Source organism: Streptomyces monashensis (genome assembly GCF_001866665.1).
In the GTDB taxonomy this organism is placed as follows: Bacteria; Actinomycetota; Actinomycetes; order Streptomycetales; family Streptomycetaceae; genus Streptomyces; species Streptomyces monashensis.
Genome location: NZ_MLYO01000012.1, coordinates 196,730 through 219,321 on the forward strand (window position 1 = coordinate 196,730; position 22,592 = coordinate 219,321).

Below are 22,592 nucleotides of genomic sequence, written 5' to 3' on the forward strand. Positions count from 1 at the left end.
CACCCTGCGTTCACTTCTCGAACGCAGGGTGAGCTGATCTTGAATGGGCTAGCGAAGCCGCTGGGAAATGACCTTCGAGACGCCGTCGCCCTGCATGGAGACGCCGTAGAGCGCGTCGGCGACCTCCATCGTGCGCTTCTGATGCGTGATCACGATCAGCTGCGAGGCCTCCTGCAGCTCCTGCATGATCCGGATCAGCCGCTGGAGGTTGGTGTCGTCGAGCGCGGCCTCGACCTCGTCCATGACGTAGAAGGGGCTCGGCCGGGCCTTGAAGATCGACACCAGCAGCGCGACGGCCGTCAGTGACCGCTCGCCGCCCGACAACAGGGAGAGCCGCTTGACCTTCTTGCCCGGCGGTCGGGCCTCGACGTCCACACCGGTGGTGAGCATGTTGTCGGGATCGGTCAGGATCAGCCGCCCCTCGCCGCCCGGGAAGAGCCGGCTGAAGACACCCTCGAACTCGCGGGCCGTGTCCCGGTACGCCTCGGTGAAGACCTGCTCGACGCGCTCGTCGACCTCCTTCACCACCTGAAGCAGGTCGGCCCGGGTCTTCTTCAGGTCCTCCAGCTGCTCGCTGAGGAACTTGTGCCGCTCCTCCAGCGCCGCGAACTCCTCCAGCGCCAGCGGGTTGACCTTGCCCAGCTGCTGGTACGCCCGCTCGGCCGCCTTGAGCCGGCGCTCCTGCTCGGCCCGGTGGAAGGGCCGGGGCTGGTTGCGCGGGTGCTCGGGGTCCTCGGGCAGCACCTCGCCCTCGGCGGGCGGCGAGGGCGGCACCGGCAGGTGCGGCCCGTACTCCGACACCAGTCCCGCCGGTTCGACGCCCAGCTCCTCCAGCGCCTTGGTCTCCAGCTGCTCGATCCGCAGCCGCTTCTCGGCGCCGAGCACCTCGCCGCGGTGCACCGAGTCCGTCAGCTTGTCCAGTTCCGACTTCAGCTCGCGGCCCGCGGTGCGCGCGGCGGTCAGCTCCTGCTCGCGCCGCGCCTTCGCGGCCTCGGCGGCGGTGCGCTCCCGCTCGGCACGGGCGAGGGACACCTCGATGTGCGCGAGCAGCTGCCGGGTGCCGGAGGCGACGGCCTCGGCGACGGCCGCCTCGTGCCGCAGCCGGGCCCGGCGCTGCTCGGCACGCGCGCGTGCCTCGCGCTCGGCGCGGGCGGCCCGGTCGAGCGAGTCGGCCCGCCCGGCGAGCCCCTTGACCCGCTCCTCGTGGGTACGGACCTGCAGCCGGGCCTCCATCTCGGTCTGCCGGGCATTGGCGCCGTCGGCGGCGAGCCGGTCGCGCACCGAGGTGTCCGGTTCGTCCGCCCCGTCTTCCCCGAGGGGGGCTTTCTCCTCGGCGACCGCCAGCCGCTCGGCCAGCTCCTCGGCCTCCTGTACGGCCTTGTCCAGCGCGTCCTGCGCGCGGGCGGCGGCAGCGGCGGAGCGCTCGGCCTCCCCGGCGGCACCGCGCGCCTGCCCGGCGAGCCGGCCGAGCTGCTGGGCGACGGCCGACTTCTCCCGGTCGGCGGCCCTGCGCCGCTCCCCCAGCTCTTCCACGAGGGCGGCGGCCTCGGCACGCCGGCCGGTCGCCGCCCGCTGCGCCTCGGTCAGCTCCTCGCAGCGCAGCGCCAGCTCGTCCAGCTCGGCCGCGGCCTCGTCCACGGAGGCCTGCACCTCCAGCAGACTCGGCGCACCGGCCGAGCCGCCGTGCGCGAAGTGGGCGCCGAGCAGGTCGCCCTCGGCGGTGACGGCGGTGAGCTCCGGGTGCGCGTAGACCAGTTCCTCGGCTTCCTCCAGGGTGCCGACGAGCACGATTCCCTGCAGGAGGCGGTGGACGGCGGGCATGAGCTCGGCGGGGCCGCGCACGAGCTCGGCGGCGGCGCGCCCACCGGGGGGTGTGGTGGTGGAAGCGTCGGCGACTGCGGGTGCGTCGTCTCCCGCCAGGATCAATGCCGCCCGGCCGCCGTCCTGCTTGCGCAGGAGGCGGATCGCGTCCGCCGCCGCTGCCGGGTTCGACACGGCGACGGCGTCCGCCGCCGCGCCGAACGCCGCCGCCAGGGGGACCTCGTGGCCGGGGGTGACCGTCAACAGCTCGGCCGCCGGGCCGAGTACGCCCGTCAGCCGGTCCCGGGCACCCAGCAGTATCCCGGTGCCGTCCTTCCGGCGCAGGCCCAGGGCCAGGGCCTCCCGGCGGGCCTGGGTGGCGGCGCGGCTGCGCTCCGCCGTGGTGAGGGCCTCGCGGGCCGCGCTCAGGGCGGACTCCGCCTCGGCGAGCTGCTGTCTGGCCGCCTCGTGCCGCTCGGCCAGGTCCGCGTCGTCGGCGTCGAGGCCGTCCACCTCGGCCTTGAGGGCCTCGTACTCCTCCTGGGCGGCGACCGCCCGCTCCTGTGCCTCGTCGCGGGCCGCGGCCAGCCGATCGATCTCGGCCTGCGCCGAGGCCGCGCGCGAACGGGCCGCGTTGACCTGGCCGTTGAGGCGGGCCAGACCCTCGCGGCGGTCGGCGATGGCGCGGGCCACGTCCTTCAGCCGGCGCTCCTCGACGGCCAGTTCCCGCTCGAGCTCGGACCGGTGCGCGACGGTGTCGTCCAGGGCGTGCTGGGCCGCGTCCAGGGCAGCCTCCAGCTCGGCCTCCTGCTCGCGGATGCGGGCGGCCTCGCGCTCCAGGTCCTCGGGGTCGCGCCCGCGCCGCTCCTCGGGGGGCGCGGACGTCGCGCTCTTCACGCGCGCGTCGGCCAGCGAGATCGTGCCCCGTACGCGTTCGGCCAGCTGGGACAGCTCGTACCAGGTCTGCTGGGCGCGCTGGAGGCGCGGCGTGAGCTGCCGTACCTCGTCCTCCAGCAGAGCCTCGCGCTGCAGGGCCTTCCTCAGCTCCTGCTCGGCCGCGTCCTTGCGCTCCTTCAGGGCGGCCTCGTCGGCGACCTCGGTCCTCAGCGCCTCACGCAGTCGTACGAGGTCGTCGGCGAGCAGGCGCAGGCGCGCGTCGCGGAGGTCGGCCTGGATGACGGCCGCCCTCCTCGCCACCGCCGCCTGGCGGCCGAGGGGCTTGAGCTGGCGGCGCAGTTCGTCGGTCAGGTCCTGCACGCGCGCGAGGTTGGCCTGCATCGCGTCCAGCTTGCGCAGGGCCTTCTCCTTGCGCTTGCGGTGCTTGAGGACGCCGGCCGCCTCCTCGATGAAGGCGCGGCGGCCCATGGGGTCGGCGTGCAGGACGGAGTCGAGCTGGCCCTGGCCGACGATGACGTGCATCTCGCGGCCGATGCCGGAGTCGGAGAGGAGGTCCTGGATGTCGAGGAGGCGGCAGGTGTCACCGTTGATCTGGTACTCGCTGCCGCCGTTGCGGAACATGATCCGCGTGATGGTGACCTCGGCGTACTCGATGGGCAGCGCACCGTCGGAGTTGTCGATGGTCAGGGACACCTCGGCGCGGCCCAGCGGCGGGCGGCCGGTGGTGCCGGCGAAGATGACGTCCTCCATCTTGCCGCCGCGCAGCGACTTGGCGCCCTGCTCGCCCATGACCCAGCTGAGCGCGTCCACGACATTGGACTTGCCCGAGCCGTTCGGTCCGACGACACACGTGATGCCCGGTTCGAACCGGAGTGTGGTCGCCGAGGCGAACGACTTGAACCCGCGGAGGGTCAGGGCCTTGAGGTGCACGCCGCCGGACTCTACCGGGCGCCGCTATCTCACTCCACGAACCCTCCGGGCCGCGCGGTTTCACCAGTGAACATGCAGGGCACACCGTACGTTAAAGAGGGTGAAACGATGCGGGGGAAAGCAGAAAGAAGGAAGGGACGCCGAAGCGTCCCTTGCAACTCTGACGACTGGGTTGCAGCCGTCCGATCAACTGAGCGGTTGATTCGGCAGCCCGATGACTGCGACTGCTGTCGTGGAGCGATGCAGTAATCAGGTGAGCGCAGGCTCCGCCTGGTGTGCGTCGATGCTCTCCATGATCCTGTCCTGAGAGGCGGCAGCCGTCAGCGCGTCGTTCTCCGCCTGGATCCGTACGAGCTCGGACTCCAGGTCCTGGACACGCTGCTGCAACCGTCGCATCTCGGCGAGGAGTCGAGGGTCGGAGCCGCCGACGTAACCGAGAAGCGCCTTTGCCATGATGGATGGTCCTCCACACTGAGTGACCGACCGATGCGGTGTGGGTCGTGAGGGATTCGCACCCGCGGTGCTTGGCACATCCGGGTGTTGCTCTGCTGTTCCTTCATGCCAAACAGCTAAGGTGCGCGGGGCTTTCAGCGTCTCACCAAAAAGTTTGACGGTCAACACGATCACACCCCGTATTGGCGGGCGAACCGGGGGCGCGCGGCCGGGAAATCGGCGGCGCTGCGACTCTTCCGGTGCCTCGGGGCGTGTCGATCAGTCGTAGCAGGGGAGCCTGCCATGCCGGGGTCTTCTTGGCAACCACCAGGCCGTTTCCACCGTCCGTACCCGCGCGCGGCACCTCTTCGCGCGCCCGCCGGTGCGGTGTCGCGGGCCCCGGTCAACGGATGGCGAAGCCGTCGTAGCCGCCGCGGGGTGTGTCCCAGATCTCCGTGACACCTTCCACGCGCCCGGGCGTGTCGGTGCCCTGGAGCCAGTCGAGCAGTCCCTCGCAGTCCTCGCGCGGCCCTTCCGCGACCACCTGGACCCGGCCGTCGGCCAAATTGAGAGCAAAACCACTCAGGCCGCCGATCTCCAGCGCCTTCGCGCGCGTGAACCATCGAAAACCCACACCTTGGACGCGCCCACGCACCCAGGCGACCAGCCGTACATCGTCGTTCATGGGTGCAACCTAACCGGCCGATGTCGCTCGGGACACGGCGCCTCCCGATGCCATGGGGTACCGTCCCCACCCAATGAATCTCATATGAAACTCACTCGATCGAGTGAATCGGGTGGGCCGGGGGGTCAGGCGCCACCGGGCACCGGACAGCCCGCGAGGACGAGGAAGAGGGCAAGGGGATGGGACGGCACCGACGCTCCGCCGCCGGCCGCGCCGCCGAGGGCCGCGCCACGGGGCTCACGCACACGGACACCTCCGCCACCGGGAGCGACGGCCCACCGGACTCGTACGCGCGTGACCCGTACACGACGGACTCGTACCCGACGGACCCGTACCCGACAGACCCGTACCCGACAGACCCGTACCTGCGGGATCCGCACACGCCCGACTCGTACACCCGGGATCCGTACGCGCTGGAGCTGTACAGGCGGGACGGGGTGCCCAGGGGCATCGCGCCGTATCTGAACCCGGAGGCCTACGCGGAGGCGAACCCGCGGGCCCACGCCTATCCGTTCGCCGACGGCGGTGGCGCGGGCTCCGGTGCGGGTGGCGGGTTCACGCCGGGCGGCGACTCCTCCCGGCGCCGGCGCCGCAAGAGGACCGGCGGGCCGGTGCGCGTGGGCCTGCTCGGCACGGCGGCCGCCGTCGCGCTCGGCACGGCCGCGGTGGCCACGGGCGTGGTGCCCGGGCTGGAGCACTACAAGCTCGGCGGCGGTACGGACACCGGCAGCGACTCGGTGCAGGCGGCGGACTCGCCGGGCAACACGGCGACCGAGCAGGGCGGCACGTCGGGCAGCGCCGGCCACCGCGAGGGCGACGCCGGCGCCGGCCGGACCGCGACGCGCCCGGCGTCCCCGAGCCCGTCCACCGCCGCGTCGGCCTCCGCGTCCGCCTCGACGTCGGCCTCCCCGTCCAGGACGTCGGGCGGGATTCCGGCGCCCCGGGCCACCGCGTCCCGGTCGACGAGCACCCCGTCGCACACGGCGAGCAAGGCGCCCGCGGCGAGCGCCGCACCGGCGACGGTGTCGGCGCGGAGCGCGGCCGAGACGGAGGTGCTGAGGCTCGTCAACCAGGAGCGGTCGAAGGTCGGGTGCAGCCCGCTCGCGGCGAACTCCTCGCTGACCAGGCTGGCCGAGGCGTTCAGCGACGACATGGCCGCACGGGGCTTCTTCGACCACACGGACCCGGACGGCAAGTCGCCGTGGGACCGGGCCTCGGCGGCCGGGATCAGCAACCTGGGCGGCGAGAACATAGCCCGCGGCCAGACGGACGCGCAGGCCGTGATGACGGCCTGGATGAACAGCCCCGGCCACAAGGCCAACATCCTGAACTGCGACTTCAAGACCCTCGGCGTCGGCGTCCACTTCGGCACCGGCGGCCCTTGGTGGACGCAGGACTTCGGCTACTGAGGCTCACAGAGCACGGCGGTGGGTCAGCCCGGGGCGGCCGCCCGGCAGCGTCTCGCCGACGACCGCGAAACCCGTGCGGGCCGGCACCGCCCGTGAGGCGGCGTTGTCGAGGGTGGCCCGGGCCCGCGGGACCGTGAGACCGTACCGCTCGGCGGCCCGGGCGCACACCGCCCGTACGCCCCAGCCGGCCGGCCCCGGCCCGCCGCCCGCTCCGCGATCCGGTAGCCGAGTTCGGCGCCGCCGTCGGCCACGTCCACGAGGTTGACCCGGCCGAGCACCTCGCCGTCGGCGCCCACCACCACATGGAAGGAGCACTCCCCCGCCTCCTGCTCCGCCGGCGAGGCGCGCAGCCGCTCGCCGAACCGGGCGAAGTACTCCTCGCCCCGGTCCGGGACGGACGCTGCGAAGTACGCCCGGTTCTCCCGCTCGAAGGCCGCGAAGGCGAGGAGCGCGGGGGCGTGGTCCGGGCGGAGCAGACACAGCTCGGGCATGCCGGAACCGTACGCGTCACGGTCCGCTCCCGTCCCGCTGTCTTCCCCGCGTTTCCGGCAGCCTCGGGAGACCGCCGGACGGCACGGCCTCAGGCGGCGCTGCGACCGCGCGCGAACACCAGCGCGGTCTGCGTCACCCGGCGGCCCAGGTGCTCGGCGGTGGCGATGTCCGCCTTGTGGACGCCCTCGGGGCCCTGGTCGTTGTTGCTCTGTGCGGCGGCGCCGGCGAAGAAGCCGAGGCGGTTGAGGTCGTTCTCGGAGCCGGTGCTGCTGTTCCAGCCGGGGAGCAGGCCCAGGTTCACCCAGGTCATGCCGTGCTGGGCGGCGAGGGTCTGGAAGAACTGAAGGGTGTGCAGCTTGTCGCCGCTCTTGGAGGCCGAGTTGGTGAAGCCGGCGGCCAGCTTGTCCTGCCAGGCGCGGGTGAACCAGCGGCCCGAGGTGCCCTCGGCGAAGACGTGGAAGGCGCCGGAGGCGGTGCCCATGTAGGTGGGCGAGCCGAAGACGATCGCGTCGGAGCGGTCCAGCGTCTCCCACTGCTCGTCGGTGATCTCGTCGACCTTGATGAGGTGCACCTCGGCACCCGCGTCGGCGGCACCGGCGCGCACGGCCTCGGCGAGGACGGCGGTGTGGCCGAAGCCGGAGTGGTAGGCGATGGAAACGACAGGGGTGGTCACGGCAGACTCCTCGATCGGACAGCCCGGAGGGCGAGTGGGCAGCTCAAAAGCAGTGACCTCAGGAAAGCACTAACTTTCGGTTAGTGCAACCTGGTGGTTAGCGCTGTGCGTGCGTATCCTTGTGTCATGAGCGCCACGCCCCAGGAACAGGACCACCTCGCGGACACCCTCGCGTACGACGTCTTCGCCAAGGCCTGCCCGTCGCGCGCGACGCTGGAGCACGTCACGGGCCGCTGGGGCGGGCTGACGCTCGGCGCGCTCTACGAGGGGTCGCTGCGCTTCAACGAGCTGCGCCGCCGGGTCGACGGGGTGAGCGAGAAGATGCTGTCCCAGACGCTGCACGCGCTGGAGCGCGACGGCCTGGTGCACCGCGAGGCACAGCCGACGAACCCGCCGCGCGTGGACTACGAACTGACCGCGCTCGGCCACGAGGTCGCCGGGCGGCTGCTCGCCCTCATCCACTGCGTGGAGGGCGCGATGGACGACGTGCTCACGGCACGCGCGCGTTACGACGAGACGCGCGGCGCCCTCTGACACTTCGGGCAGAAGTAGCTCGACCGGTTCATCCACGGGCGGCGGCGGATCGGCGTACCGCACCGCCCGCAGGGCTCGCCCTCGCGGCCGTAGGCGTCCAGGGACCGGTCGAAGTAGCCCGACTCGCCGTTGACGTTGACGTACAGGCTGTCGAAGCTGGTGCCGCCGACGGCGAGTGCCGCGTTCATCACGTCCCGGACGTGGCCGAGGAGTTCCTGGGTGACCGGGCGGGTGAAGTTCGCCGTCGGGCGCTCGTAGTGGACGCGGGCGCGCCACAGCGCCTCGTCCGCGTAGATGTTGCCGACGCCGCTGATCAGCGACTGGTCGAGCAGGGCCCGCTTGATGGTGGTGCGCTTGCGGCGCAGCGCCCGGTGGAAGGCCTCGTCGTCGAACAGCGGGTCGAGGGGGTCGCGGGCGATGTGCGCGATGACGTCGGGCAGTCCGTCGGGGGTGTTGTCGTGCAACGACAGTCCGCCGAAGGTGCGCTGGTCGACGAAGCGCAGTTCCGTGCCGAGGGAGTCGGCGAACCGGACGCGGATGCGCAGGTGCTTCTCGTCCGGCGCCTCGTGCGGCTGCACCAGCAGCTGGCCGCTCATGCCGAGGTGCGCCAGGATCGACTGGTTCGTCTCCTCCAGCGGCAGCCACAGGTACTTGCCGCGGCGGCGGGGAGTGCCGATGTGCCGGCCCTTGAGGCGGTGCGCGAAGTCGTCGGCGCCCGCGACGTGCCGGCGTACGGCGCGCGGGTGCAGCACCTCGACCTCGGCTACGGTGCGCTCGGCCACCCAGCGCGCGAGACCGCGCCGTACGACCTCGACCTCGGGCAACTCGGGCATCGGGACCCCCCGTACAGAGCGCTCGCACGGAGCGGTGGATGAGCCGAGCGCCCGCCCCGTCGGGAACGGCGGGGCGGGCGCTCGTACTGCTGTGGGTCAGGCCGGAGCGGACGAGGACTCGCCGTCCTCGGCGCCGGCCCCGGAGGCTTCGTCGGCCGCCTCGGCGGCCTTGGCGCGCTCGTCCGCGGCGGCCTTGATGGCCCGCCAGGCGGACTCGGCGGCCTGCTGCTCCGCCTCCTTCTTGCTGCGGCCGGTGCCGGTGCCGTACGAGACGCCTCCGACGCGGGCGGCAGCAGTGAAGGTCTTCTCGTGGTCGGGGCCGGTCTCCGTGACCAGGTACTCGGGAACGCCGAGCCCCTCGATCGCGGTCAGCTCCTGGAGACTGGTCTTCCAGTCCAGGCCGGCACCGAGGTTGGAGGACTTCTCGATCAGCGGGTCGAAGAGCCGGTGCACCAGCTCGGACGCCGCGTCGAGGCCCTGGTCGAGATAGACCGCACCGATCACCGCTTCCAGGGTGTCGGCGAGGATGGACGCCTTGTCCCGGCCTCCTGTGCCCTCTTCACCACGGCCGAGCCGGATGAAGGCACCCAGGTCGAGGCCACGGCCGACCTCCGCCAGCGCACGCGAGTTGACCACCGCGGCCCGCAACTTGGCCAGCTGGCCTTCGGGCAGGTCGGGGTGGGTGCGGTACAGCGTGTCCGTGACGACGAGGCCGAGCACGGAGTCCCCGAGGAACTCCAGCCGCTCGTTCGTCGGCAGACCGCCGTTCTCGTACGCGTACGAGCGGTGGGTCAGCGCGCGCACCAGAAGGACGGACTCGAGCTGATACCCGAGCCGCCCTTCCAGAAGCGTGTGGGACGAGGCCTGGTTGTCCGCCGGGCTCCCGCTCGCACGGGAAGAGTTCTTCTTGGGCGTGGACACAGTGCCTCTCACCTGGCCGCTCAGACTTCGAGGACCTGGCGCTTGTTGTAGGTGCCGCAAGACGGGCACGCGATGTGCTGCTGCTTGGGCTCGTGGCAGCGCTCGCACGCAACCAGGGTGGGGACCGCAGCCTTCCACTGCGACCGGCGGTGGCGCGTGTTGCTGCGCGACATCTTCCGCTTCGGAACAGCCACGGCTACTTCTCCTGCTTCTCGTCGACGCCCGCTTCCGCGTCAGCGCCGCTCATCTCGTCCTTCTCGCCGTCTTCGAGTGAACCGGCGAGTCCCTGCAAAGCCGCCCAACGGATGTCGACGGCGTCGTGGTGGTGGTCCGGGTCGTCCGCGAACCGCGCTCCGCACTCGGAGCACAGGCCCTGGCAGTCTTCCTGGCACACCGGCTGCATCGGCAGTGCGAGCACCACCGCGTCACGCAGCAGAGGTTCGAGGTCGAAGAGTCCGTCCTCGAGGAAGAACCTGTCCTCGTCGTCCTCGGCGTCGTCGCCCGGTTCCGCGGTCACGCGGCCCCGGTCGTCGGCGTCAGGGTACGAGAACAGTTCCTGGAAATCCGCTTCGAGCTCCTGCCCGACCGGCTCCAGACACCTTACGCACTCCCCCTCGGCCCGTGCACGGGCGGTGCCTGTGACGAGCACCCCTTCCATGACCGACTCGAGGCGGAGTTCGAGCTCCACCGGGGCGCCCTCGGGCACTCCGATGACTCCCTGGATCCCGAGATCCGCGGGGGCGTCGATCGTGCGGGTCAGGCGCTGGAGCGCGCCAGGACGCCGTCCCAGCTCGTGTGTGTCGAACACGAGAGGGTTGCGGTGGTCGAGGCGGGCGTTGGGAGCCATTCCTGCTTTCGATCTTCAAACTCGAAGGGACGCCACCCATCGGTGTTCCGGGCAGCGCTGATCGCGGACATACGCGCGACCGAAGAGCCAGGATACTGGACCTTTCGCTCTCGGCCCAATCCGGCCGTGTCTACAGGCCCCGGCCCTGCTCGTACGCCCGCAGCTGCTCCGCGCTGATCATGCCGGTGTCGAAGAGGCTGGTCTCGTCGAGGGCGTAGCCCTGCTGCCCCTGGTGCTGGTGGGGCTGCTGGACCTGCTGGGGGTCGTAGACGGCCTGCTGGGGGTCGTAGGAGCTCTGGTAGGCATAGGGGTCGGCCTGCTGGTAGCCGTAGCCGGTCTGGGTCTGCTGCGGGAAGCCGGGGGCGCCTCCCGCCGGAGCGTAGTCGGAGGTGGTGGAGTACGGGTCCGGCTGCTGCTGGTAGCCGTAGGCCGGCTGCGGCTCGTACGACGGCTGCTGGGGCTGCTGCTGCGCCGGCCGGTCCTGGCGCTCGGCCGGGGCGTCCTGCTCGGCGAGAGCCGCGAGGTCGGCGAGGTAGTCGGCGTCGCTGGAGTGCTGGAAGGTCGTGGTGTCGTCGGCGAGGGCGCCGAGGTCGTCCGTGGCGATCCGGCCGTGCAGCTTCTGCCGGCCGCGGCCGACGGCCTCCAGGGTCTTGGCGAGGACCGCCTCGAAGGCACCCAGCTTGGCGTCGACGTACTGGTCGGCGGTGTGACGCAGGGTCTCCGGGTCGTGGCTGCGCTCGGGGGCGTCCTCGTCTTCGTAGCCGTTCTCGTCCAGGCCGGGGCCGGTGCCGAGCAGCTTCTCGCGGCCGCGGCCGACCGAGCCGAGGGTCTTGGTGAGGACGACCTCGAAGTTGGCGAGCTTGGAGTCGACGTAGTCGTCGGCCTCGGCGCGGACCTCCTCGGCCTCCTGGCGGGCCTCGGTGAGGATCCGGTCGGCCTCCGTCTGGGAGCGGCGGGCGATCTCGGTGTCGGAGATCAGCGAGCCGCGCTCGGCGTGCGCGCCCTCGATGATCCGCTCGGCTTCCTGGCGGGCCTGCTCGACCATCTGGTCACGGCCGCCGATCAGCTCCTGCGCCTGCGCGAGGGAGCCCGGCAGGGCCTGGCGCACCTCTTCCAGCATCGCGAGCAGCTCGGCGCGGTTGATCACGCACGAGGCCGACATGGGCATGGCCCGGGCGCCGGCCACCGCGGAGACGATCTCGTCGAGCTTCTTCTGCACGTCCACCTGTGCTCGCCACTCTCTACAGCCGGGTTGGAGACGGACGGGACGACTGTAGTCCCCTCACGATCCATCAGTCCTTGTGCAGGCGCTTGTTGAGGGCCTCCAGCACCGGGGCGGGCACCAGGTGCGAGACGTCGCCGCCCCAGGCCGCGACCTCCTTCACCAGGGAGGAGGACAGGAAGCTGTAGGTGGGGTTGGTGGGCACGAACAGCGTCTCGACCCCCGTGAGCCCGATGTTCATCTGGGCCATCTGCAGTTCGTAGTCGAAGTCGCTGACGGCGCGCAGACCCTTGACGATGGCCGGGATCTCGCGCTGCTTGCAGAAGTCGACCAGGAGGCCGTGGAAGGCCTCGACGCGCACGTTGTCGTACTCGGCGGTGACCTCGCGGATCAGCTCGATCCGCTCCTCGATCTCGAACAGGCCCTTCTTGGACTTGTTGATCATCACGGCGACGTAGACCTCGTCGTAGAGGCGCGAGGCACGGGCGATGATGTCGAGGTGTCCGTTGGTGATGGGGTCGAACGACCCGGGACAGACGGCGCGGCGCACTTGTGATCCCTCGCTCTCCGGTCCGGTCATCGTGCGTCTTCGCACGTAGAGGCGGCGCGACCGTACCAAAACGTTCCCTCGCCGTAGCGACGGGACCTCAGTGGTGCGAATCCGTCGGGCCAGCGGAATTCTCCGCCTCTGGTGCTGCGCTCCACGGTGACGAGGGCTTCTCCGGTGAGCCAGCCCTGCGAGCGGAGTGTGAGCAGGATCTCGCGAAGATCGTCGTCCGTGACGGCGTAGGGAGGGTCGAGGAAGACGAGGTCGTACGGCTCGGCGGGGGGTGCGGTTCTGATGACTTGTTCCGCTTTGCCCGCTCGCACCTCGGCGCCGGGCAGCCCGAGGTTCCTGACGTTGTCGCGGACGGTCCTCGCCGCGCGGGTGTCGGCTTCCACGAGGAGCGTGTGGCTCGCCCCGCGGGAGAGTGCCTCCAGGCCCACGGCGCCCGAGCCGGCGTAGAGGTCGAGGACCCGCTCGCCGTCGAGGGGGCCGCCGAGCAGGGACTGCCAGGTGGAGAAGAGACCTTCGCGGGCGCGGTCGGAGGTGGGCCGGGTTCCGGTGCCGGGCGGTACGGCCAGGCGACGTCCGCCGGCTGCGCCGGCGATCACGCGGGTCATCTTCGGTCCTTGGTCGGGGGTGGTGACGGATTCAGTGTGGCAGGCCGCTTCATCCCTTTTCCAAGTACTGCTCCCGCTCCTCGTCGAGCAGGGCGGCCAGAGCCGTGCGCAGGCCCGGCAGGTGCTCCAGCTCCGGGTCCGCCGTCACCACCGCCGTCGCCTCCTCCCGCGCCTCCGCGATGACCTCCTCGTCCTCGATGACCGCGAGGACGCGCAGGCTGGTGCGGGCGCCGGACTGGGCCTGGCCGAGGACGTCGCCCTCGCGGCGCTGCTCGAGGTCGATGCGGGAGAGCTCGAAGCCGTCGAGCGTGGCGGCGACCGCGTTCAGCCGCTGGCGGGCCGCGCTGGCCTCGGGCATCTCGCTGACCAGCAGGCACAGGCCGGGGGCCGAGCCGCGGCCGACGCGGCCGCGGAGCTGGTGGAGCTGGGAGACGCCGAAGCGGTCGGCGTCCATGATGACCATGGCCGTGGCGTTGGGGACGTTGACACCGACCTCGATGACCGTGGTGGCCACCAGGACGTCGGTCTCGCCGGCGGCGAAGCGGCGCATGACCGCGTCCTTGTCGTCGGGGTGCATACGGCCGTGCAGCACCTCGACCGTGAGCCCCTGGAGGGGGCCCTTCGCCAGTTGGCCGGCCACGTCCAGCACGGCCAGCGGCGGGCGCTTCTCCGCCTCGTCCTCGGGGGACGGCTGCTTCGCCTTCTTGGCGTCCGCGTCGTCGATGTCGTCGCCGATGCGGGGGCAGACGACGTACGCCTGGTGGCCGTTCGCCACCTCCTCGCGGACCCGCTCCCAGGCGCGGGCGAGGAAGTGGGGCTTGTCGGCGGCCGGGACGACATGGCTGGCGATGGGTGAGCGGCCGGCCGGGAGCTGGTCGAGGACCGAGGTCTCCAGGTCGCCGAAGACCGTCATGGCGACCGTGCGCGGGATGGGGGTGGCCGTCATGACGAGGAGGTGGGGCGGTTGCTTTCCCTTGCCGCGCAGGGCGTCGCGCTGCTCGACGCCGAAGCGGTGCTGTTCGTCGACCACGACCAGGCCCAGGTCGTGGAACTGGACCTTGTCCTCGATGAGCGCGTGCGTGCCGATGACGATGCCGGCCTCGGCGGTGACCAGGTCCAGCAGGGCCTGGCGGCGGGCGGCGGCGCCCATGGAACCGGTGAGCAGGACGACCTTGGTGGCCTGCTCGGCGCCGCCCAGCATGCCGCCCTCGGCCAGCTCGCCCATCATCTCCGTGATCGACCGGTGGTGCTGCTGGGCGAGCACCTCGGTGGGCGCGAGCATGGCGGCCTGCCCACCCGCGTCGACCACGGCGAGCATGGCGCGCAGGGCCACCAGGGTCTTTCCGCTGCCCACCTCGCCCTGGAGCAGGCGGTGCATCGGGTGTTCGGTGGCGAGGTCGTCGAAGATCTCGCGGGAGACCTTCTGCTGGCCCTCGGTGAGGGTGAAGGGGAGGCGGTCGTCGAAGGCCGTGAGCAGACCGTCGGGCCGGGGCCTGCGGGGGACGGCCGGGAGCTGGGCGTCCGCGTGCCGGCGGCGGGCCAGGGCCACCTGGAGGACGAAGGCCTCGTCCCACTTCAGCCGGGCGCGGGCGTCGGCGATGTCCGCCTTGGTGTGCGGGCGGTGGATCTTGAGCAGTGCCTCGGGGAGCGGGAGCAGGCCGCGTCCTTCGAGGAGGGAGCCCGGCAGCGGGTCCACGGCCTCCTGGGCGGTGGGCAGCACCGTCTGGACCGCCTTGCCGATCTTCCAGGACTCCAGCTTGGCGGTGGCCGGGTAGATCGGGATCAGGGCGCCGGCCCAGCTCTCGACCGTCTCCTCGCTGTCGCCGCGCAGCAGTTCGTAGGCGGGGTGGGCCAGCTGGAGGCGGCGGTTGAAGACGGAGACCTTGCCGGCGAACAACGCGCGCGTGCCCGGCAGCAGTTCCTTGTGCGGCTTGTGCACGCCGTTGCCGAAGAAGACCAGCTGGAGCCGGCCGCTGCCGTCGGTGATCGTGACCTCCAGGCGCTGGCCCTTGCCGCGCGGGGCCTTGGCGGAGGCGAACGTGTGCAGCCGTGCGTCGGCGACCTGGGCGACGACCGTGACGTGCTCGTCCATGGGGAGGTCGGCGAGGTGGGTGAGCTGGCCGCGCTCCTCGTATCTGCGCGGGTAGTGGTGCAGGAGGTCGCCGACGGTGTCCAGGCCGAGGTGCTCGGCCATCACCTTCGCGGTGGCGGGGCCGAGCACTGACTTCAGGGGCTGCTTCAGGGGTTCTTCCAGTGCGGGCACGAGATCCATTGCACACCACGGCTCTGACAATGCCGTAGCACCGCCCGGCCCGGCCGCCGTGCGCGCTGCCCTGCGCATTCGCCCCGCCACGCCGTCAAAATCGGGGAAAGACCTGGTCAGGTGCGCTGATCCGGCCCTAGGATGACGCGCTCCGGCCCCCTTTCCGCGGTCACCGGCCCATCCGGGACCGCCCGACCCCGCGCCGCACGCGTCCCCCCTCCGGCGCAGTGACGATGGACTCCCAGACCTCACAGTCATCCCAGGCATCCCGGTCACCCCACCAACCCCACCCACCTCACACGTTCCAGGTCGACCTGCGCGGTCTGGTGGACCTGCTCTCCCATCACCTCTACTCCAGCCCCAAGGTCTATCTGCGCGAGCTGCTGCAGAACGCGGTCGACGCGGTCACCGCGCGGCGGGCCGAGCAGCCGGACGCCCCGGCGCTGGTCCGGCTGCACCCGGCGGACGGCGGCCTGCGCGTCGAGGACAGCGGCATCGGGCTCACCGAGGCGGACGTGCACGAGCTGCTGGCCACCATCGGGCGCAGTTCCAAGCGGGCCGAGGGCCTGCGGGAGGCGCGCTCCGGCTTCCTCGGGCAGTTCGGCATCGGACTGCTCGCCTGCTTCGTGGTCGCCGAGCGGATCCGCGTGGTCAGCCGCAGCGCCCGTACGCCCGACGCGCCGCCGGTCGAGTGGACGGCGTGCGACGACGGCTCGTACACGGTGCGCACGCTGGACGGCTCGGCGCGGAACGAGCCGGGCACCACCGTGTACCTGACCGCGCGCCCGGGCGCCGCCGAGTGGCTCGCACCCGAGCGGGTCCTGACCCTGGCCCGGGACTTCGGCTCGCTGCTGCCGTACGACGTCCGGGTCGGCGAGGAGCCGGTCACCGAGCTGCCCGCGCCCTGGGACCGGTCGTATCCCGGCCCGGCGGGCCGCAGGGTGGCGCTGGCCCGGCACTGCCAGGAGCTGTTCGGGTTCGCGCCGCTCGACTCCATCGACCTGGACCTGCCGCTGGCCGGGATCCGCGGGGTGGCGTACGTGCTGCCGGCCTCGGTCGGTCCGGCCCAGCGGGCGCGTCACCGGGTGCATCTCAAGGGCATGCTGCTGACCGAGCGGGCCGAACAGGTGCTGCCGGACTGGGCGTTCTTCGTGCGCTGCGTGCTGGACACCGACAGCCTGCGGCCCACGGCCTCGCGCGAGTCGCTGTACGAGGACGAGACGCTGGCCGCCGTCCGCGACGCGCTCGGCGAACGGATCCGCTCCTGGCTCACGGGGCTCGCCGCCGGTGCCCCGGAGCGGCTGCGGGCCTTCCTCGCCGTGCACCACCTGGGGGTCAAGTCCCTGGCCCGGCACGATGCCGGGATGCTGCGCACGATGCTGCCGTGGCTTCCGTTCGAGACGACCGACGGGCAGCTGTCCCTGGCGGAGTTCGCGCGGCGCCACCCGGTGGTGCACTTCACCCGGACCGTGGAGGAGTACCGGCAGGTCGCGCCGATCGCGTCCGCGCAGGGCGTGGGTGTCGTCAACGGCGGCTACACGTACGACAGCGAGCTGGTCGAGGCGCTGCCGTCGGTGCGGCCGGGGACAGTGGTCGCCGAGCTGGACGCGGACACCGTGACCGCGCACCTGGACTGCGTGGACCCGGCCGAGGAGCTGGCCCTGTCGGGCTTCCTGGCCGCCGCGCGCGCGAAGCTCGACCCGCTGGGCTGTGACGTCGTCCTGCGGTCCTTCCACCCCCTGTCCGTGCCCGCGCTGCACCTGGACGACCGGTCGGCCCGGCACGAGCAGGCCCGCGCGGACGCCGAGGAGCGGGCCGACGACCTGTGGGCGGGCATCCTGGGCTCGCTGCGCGGCAGCGCCCCGCGCGCGCGTCTGGTGCTCAACCATCTCAACCCGCTGGTGCGGCGCATCGGTTCGCTGGCGGACCCGGAACTGATCGGCACCGCCACCGAGTCGCTGTACGGGCAGGCCCTGCTGATGGCGCAGCGACCGCTGCGCCCGGCCGACTCGGCGCTGCTCAACCGGGCGTTCCTCGGCCTCCTGGAATGGGCCACGCACGGAGAGTCCGACCAGCGGGCTCGGGAAGAGGGCGATCACCGATGAGCGGAATCGACGGGGCCGCGGGAACCGAGGGGGCCGGCGGGATCGCGGACTTCGACGCGCTGCGCCGGGCGCTGGCGGAGAACTCCGAGCAGCCGGAGGGTCCCGCCCGCAACGCGCGCGCGGAGCGGCTGCTGGCCGACGCCGAGCGGCTGGACGTCCCGCTCGCCGTGATCGAGGCGCTCGGACACCAGCTGAAGGTCTACAACTACAGCTCCGAGAAGGACAAGATGTTCGTCCCGTTCGCGCGGCTGCTGCGCATGTGGGACGAACGGCCCGAGGACTTCGACGCGTACGAGGCGCACTCGCTGCACTGGGTCTTCAAGTGGATGTCGGCGGGCATGCTGGACCAGCCGCACGTGCCGCTCGCGTCCGTGGAGAAGTGGCTCGGCGAGATGGCGCACCGCTACCGGATCGCCGGGCACTCCGAACGGGCCGTGCGCAGCGCGGAGTTCAGCGTGGCCGCGCACGTCGGCGACCACGCGCGCGCGGAGCGGGCGTACGCCGCGTGGCTGGCCGCCGACCGGGACGAGATGGCCGACTGCCACGCCTGCGAGCTGCACGGGCAGGGCGAATGGCAGGTGACGCGCGGCCGGGACGAGGCGGCCCTGGAGCTGTGGCGGCCGGTGCTGGAGGGCGAGTTCGCGTGCGCGCACGAACCCCACACCGTGCTGGCGTCCTCCCTGGCCCCGCTGCTGCGCCTGGGCCGCGTGGACGAGGCCCGGGCGCATCACCTGCGGGGCTTTCGCCTCGTACGCCCGATGGAGTCGATGCGCGGTGCGTACGCCGACCATGTGGAGTTCTGCGTGCTGAGCGGCAACGAGGCGCGCGGTCTCGAGCTGCTCGCCGAGCGGCCGGCGTACTTCACGGACACCGGGCACCCGCGCAGCCTGCTGGACTTCATGTCCGTGGTGACGCTGCTCATGGACCGGCTGACCGAGCTGGGCCTCGGCGGCCGGCGGGTGCCGGGGCCGGCCGGGCGGACCTGGACGGCGGGCGAACTCGCGGTCCACGCGCGCGCGCAGGCGCTGGCGCTGGCCGAGCGGTTCGACCGGCGCAACGGCACGGCGTACGTCGGCGACCGGGCACGCGCGCGTATGGCCCAGCGGCCGCTCGCCGACCGGCTCCCGCTGGGCGTCCGTACGCCCCGCACCGCACCGGCGCCGGTGGCGCCGCCCGCGCCCTCCGGTACGGCGGCGGCACCCGGCCTGCCCGCCCTGCTCGCCGAGGCCCGGAGCCTGTCGGAGACGCTGCGTCCGCACGCCCTGGAGGCCTGGGCGGCGGTCGCCCGGGCGGCACAGGGCGCGGAGCTGGACGCACGGGCCCGCGCGGAGATCACCGACCACGAGGCGATGGCCCGCGGCCCCGAGGGTGTCGCGCTGTTCGCACGGGCGGCAGAGCTGTACGCCGAGGCGGGCGACCCCGGCGAGGCCCTGGGCGCACGCGCGCGTGGCGCCTATGTCCGCGCCCTGACGGGCGAGGTCCGGGCGGCCCTGACCTCCGTCACGGCCGTGTACGACGAGATCCTCGCCCTGTACGCCGAGGAGGGCACCGGAGTCCGCCAGACGGCATCGGTGGCGATGAGCCGGGCCCGGATTCTGATGCGGGGCGTGCACGAGGGAGCGGTGTTCGAGGATCCCGCGGTCGAGGAGGCCGAAGCCGGGCCGGCCGGACCGGGGCCGGACGGAACGACGTCCGGGGAAGCCGGCTCGGACGGGACTGCGGCCGAGCGGCGGGCGCCCGGCGGGCCGGCGCCCGAGGAATCGGCATCCGGAGCGCTGGAGCCGGACGGACCGGCGCCCGAAGGGGTCGGTTCACGCGGGCCGGCGGCCGAAGAGGACCGTTCGGGCGGGTTCGCGGTGACGGTGCGGGGCGATGCCGTGGGGCGGGCGGAGCGGGCTGTGCGGGAGGTCCTCGCGCTCGTGGACGGGCGGGGCGCGGACGATGTGCGGCTGGCCGCGCGGGCCGCGGAGGCGCGGGCGATGCTGGCCGAGCTGGCGGGTGTGCGCGGGGACGCCGGGCGGGCCGCGGCGTGGTTCCGCGAGGCGGCCGCCGCCTATGTCGACGCCGGGCTGCCGTGGTTCGCCGTGGAGTACGAGGTACAGGTCGCCGCCCTCGCCCATCAGGCCGGTGACGCGGACGGGGCCGAGCGCGCGCTGCGGTCCGCGCTAGAGCACGGCGGGGCGTACGTGGAGCCGGTCGGGCGGGCCCAGCTGCATCTCCAGCTCGCCGAGGTCGTCGGCGGGCGCGGCGATGTCGTCGAGGCCGCCGAGCAGGCCCTGCAGGCCGCGCACTGGGCCGACGAGGCGGGCGAGAGCGGCACGCTGGGCGCCTGGGCTCGCCAGCAGCTGGGCGGCTGCCTGCTGCGTCAGGGCCGCTGCGCGGAGGCCGCCGAGGTGCTGGAGTCGGCCCTGGCGGACCTGTCCGCCGAGACGCACGGCGACGGGCCCGTCGTCCAGGCGTTGTGGTGGCTCGGCGACTGCCTGAGCGCGCTGGGCGATCACCAGGGGGCCGCCGAACGCCGGCTGCGCGCCGCCGAGTTCGCGCGGCACTGGCCCGAGCAGCAGGACCACGCCACACTCGCCCATCTCGCCGCGGAGTCCCTGGGCAACGCCGGGCTGCTGGACGAGGCGGAGCAGGCGTACACGCGCGCGGGCGAACTGTGGCGGGCGCTGGGCAACCCGCACTTCCTTGTGCGCTCGCTGCGCGCCCGCGCGTGGCTGGCGCTGCGCGCGGAGTCCGGAGCGCGGGGTGCGCGGGAGCTGATGGCGCAGGCGGTGCGCACCTGCGAGGGCGCACGGGAGGCCGCGGCGGATCCGGTGGCCCGGGAGCAGCTCACCGACGAACTGGGCGCCACCCACCGCCAGTTCGGCGATCTGCTGGCCCGCTCCGCGACCGAGGAGGCCGAGGAGGACGAAGACAGTGTGATCCAGGGCGTGTTCGAGGCCGCGCTGGCACAGATGGACCGGGCGGCGGCGCTGTTCGGCACGCTCGGCGCGGACGGGCTGCACAACCGTACCGGTGCCGAACTCGCCGCGGGCTGGCTGGAGGCCGACCTCGGCCGGCCCGCCGAGGCGGTCGCACGCGCGCGTGCGGTGCTCGAGGCCTACGAGAGCGCCGACGAGGACGCCGGGGACGAGACGGTGCGGGAGCGGCGGGCGGAGGCCGCGCAACTGCTCGAGCTGGAGCGGTGAACCCTCACTCCACACCGATGAGCAGCAGCGCGCCCTGCCGGCCGCCCCGGTACACCACCGTGTCCACGGCGAGGTAGGACTCCCGGACCCGGGCCTGGAGGCTCTCGGCGACGGTCTCGGGAGCCTCGTCGCCCACGACGAGGGTGACCAGCTCGCCGCCGGCCTGGAGCATGCGGTCGAGGACGGTGACGGCGGTGGCGGTGACGTCGGCGCCGATCACCGCCACGTCGCCGTCGATGAGTCCGAGGACGTCCCCGGCCTGGCAGATGCCGGCCGTCGTCCAGGACTCGTGCTCGGCGACGGCCACCTCGGCGTAGCGGGTGGCGCCCGCCGCCGAGGTCATCTGGACGACGTCCTCGTCGAAGCGGCGCCCCTGCTCGTGCACGGCGAGCGCGGCGATGCCCTGGACCGCCGAGCGGGTCGGGATCAGGGCCACCCGGATGCCCTCGGTGCGGGCCTGCTCGGCGGCCGCGGCGGCCGTGTGGCGCAGCTCGGCGTCGTTGGGCAGCAGGACGACCTCGCGCGCGTGGGCCCGCCGAAGGGCCTGCACCAGCTCCCCGCTGGCGGGCGGCTCCCCGGGGCGCGCGAGGACCGTGGTCGCGCCGGCCTCGGCGTACAGCCCGGCCAGGCCCTCCCCGGGCACGACGGCGACGACGGCCCGCTGCACGCGCTCGCGTGGCGGCCGGCCGCGCCCGGTGTGCGCGTCCCCGAGCCCGAAGTGCGTGATCCGGATCCGGTACGGCCGCCCGGCCTCCACGCCCGCCTCCACGGCGGCACCGGCGTCGTCGACGTGCACGTGGACGTTCCACAGCCCGTCGCCGCCGACCACCACCAGGGAGTCGCCGAGCGCGTCGAGCCGTTCCCGGAGCCGGGCCACGGCGCCGTTCTCGGCCTCCAGGAGATAGATCACCTCGTAGGCGGGTCCGTCCGTGCCGGGCCCGTCGTCGCACGGCCCCGCCTCGGCAACGCCCGCTACGCGCGCGTGCCCCTCGGAAGCGGCAGGGGCCCCCGGCGCCTCCCGTACCGCCTCCCCCGTGAACGCCTCCACGAGCGCGCCCAGGACGGCCACGAGGCCGCGTCCGCCCGCGTCGACCACCCCGGCCCGGCCCAGCACCGCCAGCTGCCCCGGAGTGGCCGCCAGGGCCGCCCGTGCGCCCTCGTAGGCCGACCGCGCGACCGCCCCGCAGTCGCCCTCGGCCACCTCGGCGGCGTCAGCGGCGGCCGAGGCGACCGTCAGCACGGTGCCCTCGACGGGGTGGGCCACGGCCTGCCGGGCGGAGTCGGCGGCCTGCCGCAGCGCCTGCCTCAGCCCGGCGCCGTCGACGCGAGCGGCCTCGTCGTCCTGCGCGAGGACCTGGGCCATCCCCCGCAGCAGCTGCGCGAGGATCGTCCCGGAGTTGCCCTGGGCCCCGATGAGCGCGCCGTGGGCCATCGCGTGCACGGCGTCCGCGAGGGACGGCTCCCCGGCGCCCGGACCGGGGCCGGACCCGGATCCCGTCTCGTACCCGGCGAACACGGCCTCCACGGCCGTCGCCGCCGATTCCACGGTGAGGTAGAGGTTCGTGCCGGTGTCCCCGTCGGCCACGGGGTAGACGTTGATGGCGTCGATCTCCTCGCGTGCCCGGCCCAGTGCGCCGAGCGCCAGACCGCACCAGGTGCGCACCGCGAGAGCATCGAAGAATGTCTGCGGCACCTGCGCCACCTGCGCCTCCCTGAGCCGGCCGTACGTGGGACGCAGCGTAGACCCCGGGCCGGTGTCCGGCGGAAGAGGGCCGGGGCGGGGGCCTGCGCTGCCATGGTAGTTTCGTTGTACGGACGCAGTCGTTGTATGCTGCTCCGGTTGCCCGATCCACATCGGGCCGTTCCCCTGGCAACGCCACTCAGATTCAGGTCGTACGATCTCGATCCCGGCATGCCGGGATTAACCGTAAGTGCATCTGAAGTCTTTGGAGTGACCCGTGGCTGCCAACTGCGACGTCTGCGGCAAGGGGCCGGGCTTCGGCAACAACATCTCGCACTCGCACCGCCGTACGTCCCGCCGCTGGAACCCGAACATCCAGCGTGTGCGTACCGTGGTCGGCGGGACGCCGAAGCGCGTGAACGCTTGCACCTCGTGCATCAAGGCCGGCAAGGTCTCGCGCTGACGCACAGCTAAGCGCGCGGCCACTGCTGGTTCGCTGCACTGAGCCGGTCC

General features: G+C 72.9%; 18 protein-coding genes and 1 pseudogene. 5 read left to right on the plus strand and 14 right to left on the minus strand.

The features are described from left to right. Positions 1-48: 48 nt before the first annotated feature. From smc to BIV23_RS05710, 3 genes are all read right to left on the minus strand, one after another. A complete protein-coding gene (smc, locus tag BIV23_RS05700) occupies positions 49-3,627 on the minus strand; it encodes a chromosome segregation protein SMC (RefSeq protein WP_071379633.1) in 3,579 nt (1,192 codons plus the stop codon). Between the two features lie 249 nt (positions 3,628-3,876). Next, the gene (locus BIV23_RS05705; RefSeq protein WP_023546484.1) at positions 3,877-4,080 is read right to left on the minus strand and encodes a hypothetical protein; all 204 of its coding nucleotides are present in this window, start codon (positions 4,078-4,080) and stop codon (positions 3,877-3,879) included. Positions 4,081-4,462: 382 nt separating this feature from the next. Then, a complete protein-coding gene (locus BIV23_RS05710) occupies positions 4,463-4,744 on the minus strand; it encodes an acylphosphatase (protein ID WP_071379634.1) in 282 nt (93 codons plus the stop codon). Between the two features lie 179 nt (positions 4,745-4,923). Between BIV23_RS05710 and BIV23_RS05715 the strand changes: the two genes are divergently transcribed. Then, positions 4,924-6,153 (plus strand): CAP domain-containing protein, encoded by a 1,230-nt coding sequence (locus BIV23_RS05715; RefSeq protein WP_071379635.1) that lies wholly within the window; start codon positions 4,924-4,926, stop codon positions 6,151-6,153. A gap of 3 nt (positions 6,154-6,156) precedes the next feature. On the opposite strand, the pseudogene BIV23_RS05720 reads toward BIV23_RS05715, so the two are convergent. Then, positions 6,157-6,644: pseudogene (locus BIV23_RS05720) on the minus strand (GNAT family N-acetyltransferase). Positions 6,645-6,733: 89 nt separating this feature from the next. After that, entirely contained in the window at positions 6,734-7,318 is a 585-nt protein-coding gene (locus BIV23_RS05725) for a flavodoxin family protein (protein ID WP_071379636.1), read from the minus strand. A gap of 126 nt (positions 7,319-7,444) precedes the next feature. Between BIV23_RS05725 and BIV23_RS05730 the strand changes: the two genes are divergently transcribed. Continuing rightward, positions 7,445-7,852: a winged helix-turn-helix transcriptional regulator gene (locus BIV23_RS05730; RefSeq protein ID WP_071379637.1), complete on the plus strand. Its 408-nt coding sequence runs from the start codon at positions 7,445-7,447 to the stop codon at positions 7,850-7,852. Here BIV23_RS05730 and mutM read toward each other — a convergent pair. The 8 genes from mutM to recG all read right to left on the minus strand — a co-directional run bounded on the left by mutM (position 7,825) and on the right by recG (position 15,111). After that, entirely contained in the window at positions 7,825-8,685 is an 861-nt protein-coding gene (gene mutM / locus BIV23_RS05735) for a bifunctional DNA-formamidopyrimidine glycosylase/DNA-(apurinic or apyrimidinic site) lyase (RefSeq protein WP_071379638.1), read from the minus strand. The two genes, BIV23_RS05730 and mutM, sit on opposite strands and share 28 nt — an antisense overlap. A 96-nt stretch (positions 8,686-8,781) precedes the next feature. Next, on the minus strand, positions 8,782-9,618 hold the full coding sequence (rnc, locus tag BIV23_RS05740) for a ribonuclease III (protein WP_425443464.1): 837 nt from the start codon (positions 9,616-9,618) through the stop codon (positions 8,782-8,784). An 8-nt stretch (positions 9,619-9,626) separates the two neighbouring features. After that, positions 9,627-9,800, minus strand: coding sequence for a 50S ribosomal protein L32 (gene rpmF, locus BIV23_RS05745; RefSeq protein ID WP_003951102.1), 174 nt, complete (start codon positions 9,798-9,800; stop codon positions 9,627-9,629). Positions 9,801-9,802: 2 nt separating this feature from the next. Next, positions 9,803-10,453, minus strand: a complete 651-nt coding sequence (locus BIV23_RS05750) for a YceD family protein (protein WP_071379640.1) — start codon at positions 10,451-10,453, stop codon at positions 9,803-9,805. Positions 10,454-10,583: 130 nt separating this feature from the next. Next, positions 10,584-11,678, minus strand: coding sequence for a F0F1 ATP synthase subunit B (locus BIV23_RS05755; protein ID WP_071379641.1), 1,095 nt, complete (start codon positions 11,676-11,678; stop codon positions 10,584-10,586). 67 nt (positions 11,679-11,745) lie between these two features. After that, positions 11,746-12,225, minus strand: a complete 480-nt coding sequence (gene coaD / locus BIV23_RS05760) for a pantetheine-phosphate adenylyltransferase (protein WP_071370688.1) — start codon at positions 12,223-12,225, stop codon at positions 11,746-11,748. A 26-nt stretch (positions 12,226-12,251) separates the two neighbouring features. Then, positions 12,252-12,839 (minus strand): 16S rRNA (guanine(966)-N(2))-methyltransferase RsmD, encoded by a 588-nt coding sequence (gene rsmD, locus BIV23_RS05765; RefSeq protein WP_071379642.1) that lies wholly within the window; start codon positions 12,837-12,839, stop codon positions 12,252-12,254. Positions 12,840-12,888: 49 nt separating this feature from the next. Continuing rightward, positions 12,889-15,111 (minus strand): ATP-dependent DNA helicase RecG, encoded by a 2,223-nt coding sequence (gene recG, locus BIV23_RS05770; RefSeq protein ID WP_071379643.1) that lies wholly within the window; start codon positions 15,109-15,111, stop codon positions 12,889-12,891. A gap of 224 nt (positions 15,112-15,335) precedes the next feature. On the opposite strand from recG, the gene BIV23_RS05775 reads away from it, so the two are divergent. Continuing rightward, a complete protein-coding gene (locus tag BIV23_RS05775) occupies positions 15,336-17,207 on the plus strand; it encodes an HSP90 family protein (protein ID WP_079172974.1) in 1,872 nt (623 codons plus the stop codon). After that, positions 17,204-20,398 carry a collagen-like domain-containing protein gene (locus BIV23_RS05780; RefSeq protein ID WP_071379645.1) on the plus strand — a complete coding sequence of 1,065 codons (3,195 nt, stop codon included), beginning with the start codon at positions 17,204-17,206 and terminating at the stop codon, positions 20,396-20,398. The genes BIV23_RS05775 and BIV23_RS05780 overlap by 4 nt, the downstream gene beginning before the upstream one ends. Positions 20,399-20,402: 4 nt before the next feature. Here the strand turns inward: BIV23_RS05780 and BIV23_RS05785 are convergent, their stop codons facing one another. After that, a complete protein-coding gene (locus BIV23_RS05785) occupies positions 20,403-22,100 on the minus strand; it encodes a DAK2 domain-containing protein (RefSeq protein WP_071379646.1) in 1,698 nt (565 codons plus the stop codon). Positions 22,101-22,356: 256 nt separating this feature from the next. On the opposite strand from BIV23_RS05785, the gene rpmB reads away from it, so the two are divergent. Next, positions 22,357-22,542 (plus strand): 50S ribosomal protein L28, encoded by a 186-nt coding sequence (gene rpmB / locus BIV23_RS05790; RefSeq protein ID WP_003993230.1) that lies wholly within the window; start codon positions 22,357-22,359, stop codon positions 22,540-22,542. The last annotated feature ends 50 nt before the right edge of the window (positions 22,543-22,592 follow it).

What these genes read in the sequence shown, in the direction of transcription:
- BIV23_RS05705 (WP_023546484.1), bottom strand. Translation starts at nt 4,080, where the DNA reads ATGGCAAAGGCGCTTCTCGGTTACGTCGGCGGCTCCGACCCTCGACTC.
- BIV23_RS05710 (WP_071379634.1), bottom strand. Translation starts at nt 4,744, where the DNA reads ATGAACGACGATGTACGGCTGGTCGCCTGGGTGCGTGGGCGCGTCCAA.
- BIV23_RS05715 (WP_071379635.1), top strand. Translation starts at nt 4,924, where the DNA reads ATGGGACGGCACCGACGCTCCGCCGCCGGCCGCGCCGCCGAGGGCCGC.
- BIV23_RS05730 (WP_071379637.1), top strand. Translation starts at nt 7,445, where the DNA reads ATGAGCGCCACGCCCCAGGAACAGGACCACCTCGCGGACACCCTCGCG.
- mutM (WP_071379638.1), bottom strand. Translation starts at nt 8,685, where the DNA reads ATGCCCGAGTTGCCCGAGGTCGAGGTCGTACGGCGCGGTCTCGCGCGC.
- BIV23_RS05750 (WP_071379640.1), bottom strand. Translation starts at nt 10,453, where the DNA reads ATGGCTCCCAACGCCCGCCTCGACCACCGCAACCCTCTCGTGTTCGAC.
- rsmD (WP_071379642.1), bottom strand. Translation starts at nt 12,839, where the DNA reads ATGACCCGCGTGATCGCCGGCGCAGCCGGCGGACGTCGCCTGGCCGTA.
- recG (WP_071379643.1), bottom strand. Translation starts at nt 15,111, where the DNA reads ATGGATCTCGTGCCCGCACTGGAAGAACCCCTGAAGCAGCCCCTGAAG.
- BIV23_RS05775 (WP_079172974.1), top strand. Translation starts at nt 15,336, where the DNA reads ATGGACTCCCAGACCTCACAGTCATCCCAGGCATCCCGGTCACCCCAC.
- BIV23_RS05780 (WP_071379645.1), top strand. Translation starts at nt 17,204, where the DNA reads ATGAGCGGAATCGACGGGGCCGCGGGAACCGAGGGGGCCGGCGGGATC.